Below are 12,831 nucleotides of genomic sequence, written 5' to 3'. Positions count from 1 at the left end.
CCCACCGGGCCGTGCCTCACCGTTGAGCCCACCCGCTCATTGGAGATGCCATGGTCACACACGATTACCGTGTCCTGCTCACAGGCGACATCGAGAACTACGGCGGCCGCACCGACGCTCAGCAGCGAACCCTCCAGTCAGGCCTCATCAGCGCCATCGAGACAGCGGCGGACAGCGTTCAGCTGGACCATCAGTCATGGTGCCGTCAAGTTGCCGGTGATTCGATGACCGCCGTCCTTCCCGCCGAGCCTGGTCCTCTCATCACGATTCCGCTCCTGCTTGACCAGTTCCTGACCGAGCTGGACATGGCGATCGCAGCGCACAACAGCCGGCGCGCCGATCCCACCTGGGCTCGGATGCGGCTACGGCTGGCCGTTCACGTCGGGCCGCTGCAGTTGGACGGCGCGGCCGGATGGCCTGGGCAACATGCGGTGCAGCCTGCGAGGTTGCGTGATTCGGCGCCGATACGGGCCGCACTCGACACGTTCCGCGACGCCGACCTTGCGCTGATCATCTCGCGCGAGGTGTTCCGCGACTACGTGTCACAGGGACCAGGACGGCCGAGGCCATCGGAGTTCCTGGAGGTCGCCGTAGCGGAGAAGAGACAGAAATATCCGGCCTACCTGTACGTGCCGCACTTCGACGTTCATGACATGGAGATTCCGGAGCCCAAGCCGTCCCGAAAGGAGGCTCCGTCACAGCCGCCGCCGCGGAGCGGGTCGATCACGAACCAGGTCGAAAGAGGCGACATTCTCTTCGCGCAAGGGGACCTCAACATCACTCATTATTCGAAACGGAGGAAGAAATGAGCGACTCCCCACCTGAGAAGTCGAATTCCGAGACCACGCCACCGGATGAACCCCAGGTCGAGGACACATCACCCGAGGAGGAAGACGAAAAATTCGACGAACCGGACAGGCGGTCAATCCGTCATGAAATGACCGTCTCCCGGCAGGAGTGGCAGGAACGCCGGCAGAGCTTGGACGACCTGTACGCCGACGAACTGCCGAGCTCCGGCGCCCGGGACCTGATAGGCCGGGTGAGCAACCGAGTCAAGAAGGGAAATATCTGGTTCGCCCAGGGCGACATACACGTAGGCCAGGGGCGGCCGCAACCGACAGCGACGATCCACGAACTGACGGAAAACGAGATCGAGGACCTACGGCGAACGCTGGTACCGACCCAGTCGCAAGCCGAAGCGCTCAGGCTGCTCGACAGTCAGCGCCTGGTCCTGCTCAGTGGCGCGGCAGAGACGGGAAAGGCGACCACGGCCCTGGCGGCGCTGCTCGACTGGGGTGGCAGGGCGAGCTGGATCATTCCGCATGGAGCAAGCACGCCGAATCCCCGCGACTGGAAACTGGAGTCGGGGCACGGCTATCTGCTGGACCTGGTCGATACGCCCGATGACGTGGACAGGGTGGCCACGAGTCTTAAGCGTGCCGGCGTCAACGCGAACTGCAGGGTGATCGTCCTGGTGCCGGAGCACGTCCGATCGTCCATCGCGCCCGTGGTCGACCACGATCCACCGCCGAACCGCCGAGTCTTCGCCAAGCATCTGTCCGCTCAGGCATCGATCGCAGGGCTTGCTCGGGACGATCAGCAGATCCTGGACGAGGAGATTCGCGCCCTTTCCACGCCCTGGCAGGTAGTTGAACTGGTCAGGCAGGTGGTCGGCGCAGTAGAGTCCGGCAGCTCCATCGAGACCATGCTGAACCGGCGCTTCCACCGCATGCGCGCGAAGGTGGGCGAAAACCTCGAAAAGCGCAGGCCGACTCTGGGCCGGTGTTTCATGACCAGCATCGCCGTACTTCACGGCCTGCCCGAGGCGGAAATCTCCGGCGCGGCGCTGGCCCTGGCCGAACGGCTCGACGAGAAGTGGCGTCGTGATCACTCGCCGAAACCGGTCCAACTGTGGGAGAAGCTGCCGGCCTGGCTGAGTTACGTGGATGCCGAGGCCACACCAGCCGGGCCCGGCGGCGGGCGAAGCATAAGGCTCAGACGTCCTGAGCTGGCGGCCGTCATGCTGCGCGTGATCTGGGAAGACCAGCCGACCATCCGCGACTCGTTGGTCGACTGGCTGATCTGGCTCGGCAGTGAGGGATCTTCGCATACGAGGATCAAGGTCGGGCACGCGGTCGGAAAGCTCGCGACCTTCGACTTCGCCCTCGTGAACGAGCGGTTCCTGGAGGTATGGAGCCAGTCCCGCCGATCCCGGGACCATCAGCTCGCGGCACTGGCACTGGAAGCCACCGCCGAGGACCCCTCGATGACACGCCGCGTCCACCTCCATCTCGATCTCATGATCCGAGGCAACGATGCGAAGAAGGCGATCGCCATCCGCGCCTACGCCTCGTCCGTCGGTCTCTCCGCACCTGACCAAGCCCTCGCCGCGTTCCGGACCCTGGTCCTGAGCAGGGGCGTCAAGTTCCACCACGACGTGGCACAGTCCATCGCGTACCTCTATCGCAGAGACACCGCGCCCATCATCATGAACCATCTCGCCGACTGGGTCCGTGAGGGAGGATCGGCTGGTCGTCGCGGCGCCGCCCTCGCCTTCGGACGACTGGCCGCGCTGCCCGTTTCGGGCCCAGAACGGCAGCATCTGAGCGAGCTCGATCCCCATCCCTCTCTGGCGACACTCTGGCGCAACGCGCTCAGCTACGAGGAAAAGGGGCGCCTGGCCGTCCCCGAGTCCTGGGATTTGTTGCTGCACGAATGGCTCCGCCATTACGACAAGCGGCCCACTGTACGGGAGATCACGGATCAGATCTTCAGCCTGACCGATGGGCGGAACGCCGAGCGGGCCCTGCTCTACCTCCGGTTCTGGCGGCACCATGGCGAGATCTCCGCCGAACTTCACCATCACCTGCGTCAAATCGTTCACAGGAGCTGATCTCATGCGTAAATGGCTGGCACCCAGGCTCTACCACATCCAGCAGAACCAGCCCGAGCCCGAACCGCCCGTGAACATCGAGCCGTTCATTCTGGCCTCGCCTGCCAAGGGCGACGCTTACAACTTCTCCGTCACCCTCTTTCGAACCGCGACCTCGGGCGGAGTACGGGCCCGAGCCGTCTTCAACGATGAAGTACCGGAGGTGGAGGCGGTCCTCCAGCGCGCGTGTCAGGAGGTACGGTCGACCACCCGGCAATTCGAGATCACCGCGGCGGGCGCGGCGGAACAGGCCACGAACGACAGGCTCCAAGCGATCTCAGGCTCGATGACGGGTGTCTACCGGTGGGCGGTCAGAGCCGAGGTCGACGTTCCCGAGGAGATACGCCAGCTCAACCGGGATGCCTACAGGAAACAGCATGACATCAGAGCCGACGCCGCCGCCGCGCTGCTCCGGATCGAGAGCACCGACGAGGTCCGGCAGAAATGGCAGGACTTTCTCACCGCCGTGGTGGGAAGCGCCCAAGTGGAGCACGCGATCAAACTGGCAGTCTCACCGGACCACCTACCTCAGATCATCGCTGAACTCGTCGAGCAGCGGCAGCAGGGAGCACAACAACTGCTCGGCACCGTCGACACGATCATGCAGCGGTACGAGAGGGAGGACATGCTCAGCTTCGTCGTCAGCAACGAAACGGTGCTCCGCAGGACCTTGGAACTTCTCGGCCTGCCCGTTCCGCCGGTGGAGGACGACACGCTGCTGGTAGGCCGAGCGTGAGGTTCTCGTCAGAGTGCCGTCATTCAGCGGCTACGCGGTCAGGGAGGGGACTCGGTGAGCACGACGTCGATGAGCGCCGCGCTCACTGTGGCCGCCATTCCACCGAGGAGTAGCCAGAACCCCCAGCGGATGAGGCGATACTTCTGCCCGACTATGTGGCTGACCCGGTACAGCTGATCAGCGATCCGCTCCAGGTCCAGTGCCGACGACCGCATGAGAGCGTTGGCGACGGTCGCCGGGGAGTCAAGGTGAAGGATGTCGGCGTAGTACATGGCGGCGCCGTGCATCTTTCGCCGATCCAGCCGCGGGTAGACCGCGCTGGCGAGCACGATCACGGACGCAAGAGCAGCCGCCGCCCCTGCCCACCACAGCCACTCGATGGCATTGGACAACGTAAAAGGTGACCAGCTTCCTGCGAGGAGGCCGCCAATGACGGCGCCGAGGCCAATGCCCACGATGCCGAGAAGAACCTGGGCCTTGGTGTCCGCCCGGTTGAGTTCCTCGCGGGCCTCACTGAGCAGCTGCGTTCCGTAAGCGCACGCATCGTCCTCAGCTGCCGGCCGTTGCGCTGAAGCAGTTCCGGTGAGGGCTCGCACCATCTTTTGGAACACGCCGAACCTCCCGACCGTGGTGATCGCACGCAGAGCATTCCACGATCGCCGTGGGTTGAAGCTCCGCGATGCGCCTTGCCACCATTGGCCGACCCGCAGAAGTGTCGCCGCCGGAGGCGTTTCCGAAGAAGGAAGGTCACCGTGGGGCGGCGCACACTCTTGTGAGGGCACCCGGATCCGAAGAGCGGGATCGCAACGCCAGGGCGGCACCCTGCTGGCGGCGGGTAGCCGAGCAGGACGACGGAGGGCCGTGGCGGCGCGGATGGGTCTGATTCGCCGGCAGCGCTGTCGAGGCTCTTTCTGATGTGATCGCAAAACTTGTCCGCCGTGCGCGCCCATAGCCGCATGATCATTTGCTCGTGATTCGTCAGGCCTGCACACAGCGATTCGTACTTGTACGTACGCCTCTCGCCCTTCGGGTCAAACATGTTGGGAGGAATCTCAAAAAGGTTGGTTACCGAGGCAATTGACTCGTACGGGGTTATCGTCAGTTGGGGCCCTTGACAGCTGTACGAGGAGATCGGCATGCCTGGTCCTGATCGCGAGCTCATGCAGGCAGCGGTGCAACGCATTCAGAAGCTGTCCGACGACAACTGGTGGGCTCTGCACGCTTCCTGCCAGCTCATGGAAGCCGACGCCTGGGTGGGGCCGACCGGCAGCCGATTCGATCAGTCGGTGCACAACTCTCAGCGGGAACTGCATGCGATGCTCGCCCAGGCCGTCGCCATGGCCAGGGATGAGCTGGTGAAGACGAGATGAGCTTCAGCGGAGTCAAGCTGCCGGAGTTCGACATGCTTGTCACCCGCCACACCGCAGCCGCCGCGCAAATGGAAAAGCTGGCCTCCCTGTTATACGGAGAGCTCACGAGCGCAGGGCTCGACACCACTCCCGCGGAACGAATCAGAAAGCTCGCGACACAGGTCGGCCAGGAAGCAGATGATCTTCGCAAACGGCAGCGCATCGTCCGTGAGATCGAGCGGCACAAAATCACCCTTGGAACGTCCGTAGCGACGGGATCCCTTATCGCGGTGCCGGACTCGCTCCGCCAGGCCCAAGGACAGCTCGACGGCACACTGGCTGCCAAGGCGGCGGCCGCCGCCGGCCGCGGTGACCGCAAGGCGATGGCGGAGCTTCAGAAGTACGCGGGAAGGGTGAACGATCCGGAGTTCGTCAAGACCTTCCTCTCCAAGCTGGGAGCCAAGGGCATCACCGAACTTCCGGCCGCGCTGGGCCTGCAGGTGCGCGCCAATGTCAATTCCACGCGTGATCCACAACAGGTGAAACAAGTCCAGCAGGTCATGAAACTGCTGGCCACCACGCTGGCGAAGGGGACCAACCCAAAAGACGAGGCGTTCATGGGAGATGCCTTCCTGAATCAGTTGGTCGAGGAAGGGCGGGCCGAGCACAAGGCGCTCGAAGTGACCTACGTCGGCTACCAGGCTCAGGCGCTGATATGGAGAGCCAGCGACGGCAAGCCGCCCTTCTCCGAGCGGTTCATGGAAGTGGTCGGCAGGGACGCCATCATGCATCAGAAGGAGCTGTCCGACTCGCGAACTCCTTACGCCAACAGCATGGACCTGGCCACGGTGCTCGGCATCAGCGACTCCATGCAGCCAGGTGGGCCGCGGATGGGGCAGCCGGGAGAGCCGATCAAAGCGAGCGTCATCGATGACCTGGCCCAGGCGGCCCAGTATTCGCTGCCGGCCGCGCAGGCATTGCTCTTCCACACCCCGAAGGGCTGGAACAAGTCGATCATGGCGTACCTGCTCACCGACCGACTGGACGGCTTCAACAAGACGGGGAACCACGCCCCGTTCGCAGGGCTGCTGCGGACGGCGTTGAGCAGCAAGGACAAGGATTCGCTCAAACACACGAACGAGGCGCTCATCATTCTCAAGAACGAACTGGATGGCGTCTTCGGACGTGGTGGCGACGGCAAGCTTCAGATCACCGACACAGAGAAGCTGAAGCGACTGTCATTCCTGGCCGGCCCGATCGGATCAGTCATGGCCGCGCACATCGACAAGGTTTTCACCGTTTTCGATGAACGCAAGCCAGATCTGAAAGGCATCAATCATGCTGAGATGGATCGGCTGCTGGCCTTCGTGGGATCCGACGCAGCGGCCACGAAATCCTTGGTGGAGGCCGAGGTCCAACGGATGCTGAGCATGGTCCACGAGTCCTACCGGCGGGACGGCGGGGAGCAGATAGAGGACGTACTCATTCCGGAGGCGCGCTTCATGGGCCACATCCTGGAGACCCGGCGACTGTACTTGTTGGCCCAAGCCAAGACTGATGAGCAGGTCAAAGAGGAGATGAAAGGAATGATCAACAGTGTGCTGAGCGAGCTGACCGGACCGGCGGGGAAATTCGCCACTCGCTTCGGGTTCTTCGGCGACAAGGCGCATGAGAAGCTCACCCCGATGGCGTTCGAGAAGCTCTCGGCGTTATTGGTTGACCGGATGCTGCGGGACGGTATGACTACAGGGTCGGCCATGCAGCAGGCGAGCAACGATCGCACGATGACCATGTCGATGATTGAGACAATGATGCTCAGCGCCAGGATCGCACACGGTCAATGGAGTGATAAGGCACTCGAAGGCCTCAAGGACGCGCCGTTCGCCACGGACGGAAGCCCACCGACCCTCAAACCACTCCACGAGATCATGGCAGATCCGGCGACCTTCGACGTCTTCATCAAGTGGGCACGTTGGCACGCCAAGACCGAAAGCACCACTCAGACGATCCGAGAGGCCATGGACCACAGCGCCGGCTGGGACGTTCACGATAATTTTGGTATCGACCGGAACTATTGACATGTCCACACGTACCAAGGCCCTCTGTGCCACACTCCTCGCGCTGACGCTGAGCTCCGGCTGCACACAGGGCCCTCCTCCGCCGGTCCCGGAACCCACAGTCGACACACGAGCCGTCAGCGACATCGGCCCGTACTGGTGCGACGTCATCCCCCAGCAGGCAGTTCGCATCATCAGCGGCCTAGCCATCCCCCTTACGGAGGACAACTGGGGCGTCCCCACCACACATGGCGGATGCCTATTGCGCAATGAATACACACGCTTCTCCATCAACTGGTCCATCCGTGGTGGCAATGAGGCCCTTGACCTCGCACAGGAAAACTTCGGCCGCCGTCGACTGGCTGACCTACCGACCGACCTCGGGAAAGGGTTGATTGCCTACACCGAGGGCGAGCCCAGGACAGGCCCTTACGTCGCCTTCATACTGTTCCGATGCGGCAACAAAAGGCCCTGGATGGGCATCGACTTCTCGGAGGTGGCGAAGGGCCGCAATGTGATCACAGACCTGACCACATTGCTTCGCATAGCGCGCGACCGATTTGGCGAAATACATCGATGCACCCCCAAAGCGAGCTAGCGCAGAACATCGAGCTGTTCTATGTCACTGAGGCCTTTCGTTCCCGGGCTAACTTGTAGTTCTGCAGGACCGGGGTCGCCTTGCAGAGCTTGCCCGCCTTATGAGGGCAGCAGCGACAGGAACGCCGCGGTCGAACTCCAGGTGGCAGAAGCGGCGCGAATGAACACGGCGAGGGACACGATGCATGGCAACCTGGGAATCCTCAAGTACTGATATGAAGCCTCCAGCCCTCAGGCCCCTCGCCGCTACGAGCGCCGGACTCGCACTCATCCTCGCGTTGCTGACCGGCTGCACCGGCACCGGCTCACCACCGTCGCCAAACGCAAGCAACAAGATTGCTGCCTCTCCGGTCACAGACTCCCCGCCTTACTGGTGTGACTTCCTTCCCCAGCAAGCGGTCCGCACGATCAGCGGTCTTACGCTCGCTCTACAGGAAGAAAAGAGCGGAGTGCGCACAACGCATGGCATATGCACGCTTCGCAATGAATACACACGACTTTCCGTTGTGTGGTCGATACGGGATGGGGACAATGTCTTGGATATTGCGCGCAAGAATTTCGGTGAGCATCAACTGGCCGACCTTCCAGCGGATCTCGGCAAGGGGCTCATCGCCTACACAGGCCGTTTGCCGCGCACCAATCCGTACTACACGATGATGCTGTTCCGGTGTGGAGAAAAGCGTCCGTGGATCAGCGTTGACCTGTCCGAAGTCAGCAAGGGACGTGACCCGGTGAGCGACTTGACACAGCTGCTCAGCATCGCCCGCGAACGGTACGGCGAGCTGCACAAATGTACTCCCAAGCCGAACTAACGCTTCGTACGGCAGTCACAGTTGCGCATGCCGACATCGGCGACGACCGGTCCCGCATCGAGCCGAGCCAGGAGTGGCCGAGGGCTCCGTACAGCCGTATGTCAATCCCCTCAAACCGTGGAGACGGTCCTATGCCACAGCGGCCCTCACCAGGGCCGATGATGCTTGCCTCGTCTCGATCATCTGACGCTCGAATGTGACAGGCGGCAGCCCGTCGTTGGCGCTGTGCCTCCGCTTGACGTTGTAGAAGTCCGCGATCCAGGTCGCGATCTTCAGCCGGGCCTCCGCCCTGGTACGGAAGTGGTGACGGTGCACAAACTCGACCTTCAGCGTGCTGTTGAGCGACTCGGCAGCCCCGTTGTCGAGCGCGCACCCGACCCGGCCCATGGACTGCACCACCCCGTGCTTGCGGCATTCGGCCTGGTAGCGGGCAGCGGTGTACTCCGACCCGCGGTCCGAATGGAAGATCACCCCGTCCACGTCGCCGCCCCTGGTGGCGACCGCCATCTGCAGCGAGGCGACCGTCAGCGCCGCGTCGTGATGCTCGGACATGGCGTAGCCCAGCAGCCGACGGGAGAACAGATCCTCCACCGAGGCCAAGTACAGTGGCCCCTCATCGGTGTGGATCATTGTGACGTCGCCGACCCACAGCACGTCCGGAGCGACCGCGGTGAACTTCCGCCGCACCAGATCCGGCGCGGCCGGCCGCTTGCCCTGCCGGGTCAGCGAACGAGGCTTCTTCGGCGCCCGCCCAGCCAAGCCGAGTTCGGCCATCCGCCTGGCCACGGTGTTCTCTGACACACGCCAGCCCGCCTCGTGCAGGTCCTGGGTGATCCGCGGTGAGCCGTACGTACCGCCCGAGGCCGCGAACAGGCGCTTGATCTCCGCATCTAACCGGGCCCGCCGCTGCTGGCGGGCGGTCGGCGAATTCGCCCCGATGCGGTTCTTCCACTTGTAGAACCACGACTGGGAGACCTCCAGCGCCCGGCAGGAGATCGCGTGGTCGATGCCGTAGTCGGTCTTCTGGGAGCAGATGAAGGCCGCCACGCTCACCGGCCCATCGCCTCTTTCACCCACAAGACCACGGAACGCTTGAGGACATCACGCTCGTCCTCCAGCTCCGCGCGTTCCTTCTCCCAGGCCGCCTTCTCCTTGGCGTGCTGCCGGGCCAACTCGGCCTTCTCCCGCCGCAGCCGCGCCAGCTCCTCCTCCGCCGACTCCTTCAGCGTCCCGCCTCCGCTGTCGCCACCGGCCTGCCCTGCCGCGAGCCGGTCCATCTGCACCCAGTTGTACAGCGTGTACTCGTTGATGCCCAGATCCCGCGCGACGTGCGCGACGGGCTTGCCGGTCTCCCTGACGATCCTCACCGCCCCAGCCCGGAACTCCGGATCAAAGCGACGCCTCGTGACTCCTGCCACGACCAAACCTTTCCTGGTTCGGTCTCCACGTTACGAGGGGAAGCCCACAATGGATCAACGTGATGAGTTGATCAGGCCCTGGAGCTCGTTCCGAACCAGCATCTGGTTGGCGAACATCACGGACTTGGTGCCGCTCAGCGTGAGGACGGCTCTCAGCACCACGTGATCGTCCGAGGTGATCCGATCGTGTGCGATCTCTGGGGCGTACGTTCCGAAGGTCCCGCCGTCCCGCATCTTTCCCTCAGGGGTGAGGCGGGTTGTCAGCGCGCGTTCGACGTCGGCGGCGGCGGGTGCTGACGGCAGCACGCAGATGACGTTGACCGGCCGGTCGTCCAGGCTGGCCGGGCGGCGCAGCCCGACGCCGTACAGCGTGACCGCGCCGGAAGGAGACGGGGCCATGATCGTGGCGGCGGCGACGTCGCCGAGGCAGGCGGCCACGGCGGCATGCGCGGGGTTGTCGGCCAACGTACGCTCCCCGCCCAGGACGGCCTCCAGCGGGCCGGGGGTGGAGGCCGCCGCTGCCAGGGAGTCGGTGACCACGACCTGGTTGAGCTGGTTGGTCAGCCCGGGAACGATCAGCCGGGACAGGTCTATCTCGGCTCCAGGGGAGAAGGAGAGCCCTTCGTGGCCGCCCATGGTGCGGGGCTTGGCGCCGAGAGCGGTCAGCTTCGTCCGTACGGCGTCCGAGTCGACGTCGCCGTCGAACCGGAACGCCTGCTGCGGGGGCACGCCGATCGAGATCGCCCGGGTGCCGGTCGCGGGAGCCATGCCGGTGGCCTGTGGCAGGGTCTGCCAAGCGGCGCCCAGGCTTCCGAGACCTGAGACCGCCGCGGGAAGCCAGCGGCGATCCCCGCCGGAGCCGGCATCGACGCCGAGGTCACGCCACCAGGCCGGCTCGCCGTATTCGAAGTACGCCGCGGCGGGTCCCTCCCCCGAGACGCTGGCCATCGCGTCCAGCAGCCCGTCTTCACCAGCCTGCTGCGTACAACCGGTCAGGACCAGCAGCGCCATCAGCGCCACGCTCGTTTTCCGCACGAGCGTGAGCGTAGACGGCAAACTTCGGATTCCGTGCATGAACGGGCACCTTAGTTGATCCTGCCCACCGGCTCACCCACCGCTGGCATGCCGAGCCCTCTTCGGCTATGAGCGGTTGGCAAGCGTTTGGCAAGCACGCTCGACCACTCTTCCTGCGGAAGGGAGAGAACTTCATGAGCGGATTCCTCCAACCTCCGGAGATGACTTCGGAGGTACGGCGGCTGTTCGACGATGACCTGGCCGAGTGCGGCTATGTCATGAACCTCACCAGGCTGTGGGCCCACCAGCCGGACACCATCGCGGGACTGTTCGACCTGCTACGGCAGTGCGTCGAGGCAGGCGGGCTCGACCTGCGCACCCGCGGCATCCTGGTGACCGCCTGCGCCTCGGCCATGGGGGACTCGTACTGCTCGCTGGCCTGGGGAAACAAGCTGGCCGAGTCCGCCGACGCCCGTGTGGCGTCGGGAGTGCTGCGGGGCGACGACGACGGATTGACGCCCCGGGAGCGAGCGCTGGCGCGCTGGGCGCGGAAGGTGGCACGCGATCCCAACGGGATCGGCCAGACGGACGTGCTCGCGCTGCGGGAAGCGGGGTACGACGACGGTCAGATCTTCGCGGTCACCGTCTTCGTGGCACTGCGCATCGCGTTCTCTACCGTCAACGACGCGCTCGGCGCACGTCCCGACGCCGCCCTCCGCGACACGGCGCCGCGATCCGTGCTGGAGGCCGTCACTTTCGGCCGCCCGATCGAGGATCAGCCAGTCTGACCTGTGGCTTCTCAGCCGCAGGTCTTCATCCGCCAGACTCGCCCATGAGCAGCCGCGCGCGCCCTCAGCCGCGGCTCACGCCGGTTCGAATCCTGCCGGTGGCACTCGATCTTGACCAGCGGTTCCAACCGCAGACACGGGCGGGCCTCCGGTCTCACGGAGTCCCGCCCGCATCTTCTTGACACCCACAGGTCAAGCATCAGTTGTGGACAAAGTAGCGATCTTGTACCGTACCTGGCATTTCCCCGCCGATCACGTACCGCCAACCCGTGGTTCACCCCCCGCCGTTAGCATCGCTGCCCTCATTCCTGATCTTCGAAGGACACCCCTCAATGAAATCTCCGCTCGGACGCACCCTCAGCCGACGCGGCTTCCTCGGCGGCGCCGGCGCGGCCGCTGTACTCCTCGGCACCAGTGCCATCCCCGACCCGGCCGGGGCGACGCCGCTGCAGCGCGGTCTGCCGGACAACCCGTTCAAGCTCGGTGTCGCCTCCGGTGACCCGCTGCCGGACTCCGTCGTGCTGTGGACCCGCCTCGCCCCGGATCCGCTCGCCGCCGACGGGTCGGGCGGCATGCCGCGGCGGCGGGTCCCCGTCCACTGGCAGGTCGCCGAGGACGAGGGCTTCCGCCGGATCGTCAAGCGCGGCACCGCCGTCGCCACGCCGGAGCTCAACCACTCCGTCCACCCAGAGGTGTGGGGCCTGCGACCCGGCCGGCACTACTTCTACCGGTTCAAGGTCGGCACCGACATCAGTCCCGTCGGGCGGACCAAGACCGCCCCGGCCCACGGCGCCCACGTCAGCTCGGTCTCCCTGGCGGTCGCCAGCTGTGCCCTGTGGCAGCAGGGTTTCTACACCGCGTACCAGCGGATGGCCGAGGACGACCTCGACCTGGTCCTCCACGTCGGCGACTACATTTACGAGAACGGCGTACCGGCGAACGGCGGCACCCGGCAGACCACGGTCCCGGACTACCTGTCCCCCGAGACGGTCACGCTGGAGCGCTACCGCCTGCAGTACAGCCTGTACAAGAGCGACGCGGACCTGATGGCGGCGCACGCCGCCCACCCCTGGGCGGTGACCCTCGACGACCACGAGGTCGACAACGACTGGGCCGACGACATCCCGC

The 12,831-nt window shown here is 64.8% G+C and carries 13 protein-coding genes; 9 read left to right on the top strand and 4 right to left on the bottom strand.

From position 1 onward, the window contains the following. The first annotated feature begins 50 nt into the window (after positions 1-50). From FR742_RS00065 to FR742_RS00055, 3 genes are read left to right on the top strand one after another with little or no spacing between them, the layout of a single operon-like run. Positions 51-809, top strand: a complete 759-nt coding sequence (locus tag FR742_RS00065) for a hypothetical protein (protein ID WP_148028997.1) — start codon at positions 51-53, stop codon at positions 807-809. Then, on the top strand, positions 806-2,893 hold the full coding sequence (locus tag FR742_RS00060) for a hypothetical protein (protein ID WP_148028996.1): 2,088 nt from the start codon (positions 806-808) through the stop codon (positions 2,891-2,893). The genes FR742_RS00065 and FR742_RS00060 overlap by 4 nt, the downstream gene beginning before the upstream one ends. Positions 2,894-2,897: 4 nt before the next feature. Beyond that, complete coding sequence (locus FR742_RS00055) at positions 2,898-3,668, top strand: hypothetical protein (RefSeq protein WP_148028995.1); 771 nt, start codon at positions 2,898-2,900, stop codon at positions 3,666-3,668. A gap of 38 nt (positions 3,669-3,706) precedes the next feature. Here the strand turns inward: FR742_RS00055 and FR742_RS00050 are convergent, their stop codons facing one another. Continuing rightward, a complete protein-coding gene (locus FR742_RS00050) occupies positions 3,707-4,279 on the bottom strand; it encodes a Pycsar system effector family protein (RefSeq protein WP_148028994.1) in 573 nt (190 codons plus the stop codon). Positions 4,280-4,804: 525 nt separating this feature from the next. Here FR742_RS00050 and FR742_RS00045 point away from each other — a divergent pair. The 4 genes from FR742_RS00045 to FR742_RS00030 all read left to right on the top strand — a co-directional run bounded on the left by FR742_RS00045 (position 4,805) and on the right by FR742_RS00030 (position 8,483). Next, entirely contained in the window at positions 4,805-5,038 is a 234-nt protein-coding gene (locus FR742_RS00045; RefSeq protein WP_148028993.1) for a hypothetical protein, read from the top strand. Then, a complete protein-coding gene (locus FR742_RS00040) occupies positions 5,035-7,095 on the top strand; it encodes a hypothetical protein (protein WP_148028992.1) in 2,061 nt (686 codons plus the stop codon). Before FR742_RS00045 ends, FR742_RS00040 begins: the two co-directional genes overlap by 4 nt. 1 nt (position 7,096) lies before the next feature. Beyond that, a complete protein-coding gene (locus FR742_RS00035) occupies positions 7,097-7,672 on the top strand; it encodes a hypothetical protein (RefSeq protein WP_148028991.1) in 576 nt (191 codons plus the stop codon). A gap of 184 nt (positions 7,673-7,856) precedes the next feature. Continuing rightward, positions 7,857-8,483: a hypothetical protein gene (locus tag FR742_RS00030; RefSeq protein ID WP_148028990.1), complete on the top strand. Its 627-nt coding sequence runs from the start codon at positions 7,857-7,859 to the stop codon at positions 8,481-8,483. A gap of 129 nt (positions 8,484-8,612) precedes the next feature. Here the strand turns inward: FR742_RS00030 and FR742_RS00025 are convergent, their stop codons facing one another. The 3 genes from FR742_RS00025 to FR742_RS00015 are packed head-to-tail and all read right to left on the bottom strand — an operon-like array spanning position 8,613 to position 10,936. Beyond that, complete coding sequence (locus tag FR742_RS00025) at positions 8,613-9,536, bottom strand: IS3 family transposase (RefSeq protein ID WP_148028989.1); 924 nt, start codon at positions 9,534-9,536, stop codon at positions 8,613-8,615. After that, a complete protein-coding gene (locus FR742_RS00020) occupies positions 9,533-9,901 on the bottom strand; it encodes a transposase (protein ID WP_148028988.1) in 369 nt (122 codons plus the stop codon). The genes FR742_RS00025 and FR742_RS00020 overlap by 4 nt, the downstream gene beginning before the upstream one ends. Before the next feature lie 54 nt (positions 9,902-9,955). Then, the gene (locus FR742_RS00015; protein ID WP_148028987.1) at positions 9,956-10,936 is read right to left on the bottom strand and encodes a hypothetical protein; all 981 of its coding nucleotides are present in this window, start codon (positions 10,934-10,936) and stop codon (positions 9,956-9,958) included. A gap of 173 nt (positions 10,937-11,109) precedes the next feature. Here FR742_RS00015 and FR742_RS00010 point away from each other — a divergent pair, with 173 nt between their 5' ends. Both FR742_RS00010 and FR742_RS00005 read left to right on the top strand, forming a co-directional pair. Then, positions 11,110-11,703, top strand: a complete 594-nt coding sequence (locus tag FR742_RS00010; protein ID WP_148028986.1) for a carboxymuconolactone decarboxylase family protein — start codon at positions 11,110-11,112, stop codon at positions 11,701-11,703. Between the two features lie 332 nt (positions 11,704-12,035). Then, a partial coding sequence (locus FR742_RS00005) for an alkaline phosphatase (protein WP_148028985.1) occupies positions 12,036-12,831 on the top strand: 796 nt, incomplete at its 3' end.

This window comes from Nonomuraea sp. C10 (assembly GCF_008017515.1).
Taxonomy (GTDB): Bacteria; Actinomycetota; Actinomycetes; order Streptosporangiales; family Streptosporangiaceae; genus Nonomuraea; species Nonomuraea ferruginea.
The sequence above is the reverse complement of the archived record's forward strand: the minus strand, read 5'-3'. Positions and strand labels throughout refer to the sequence as shown.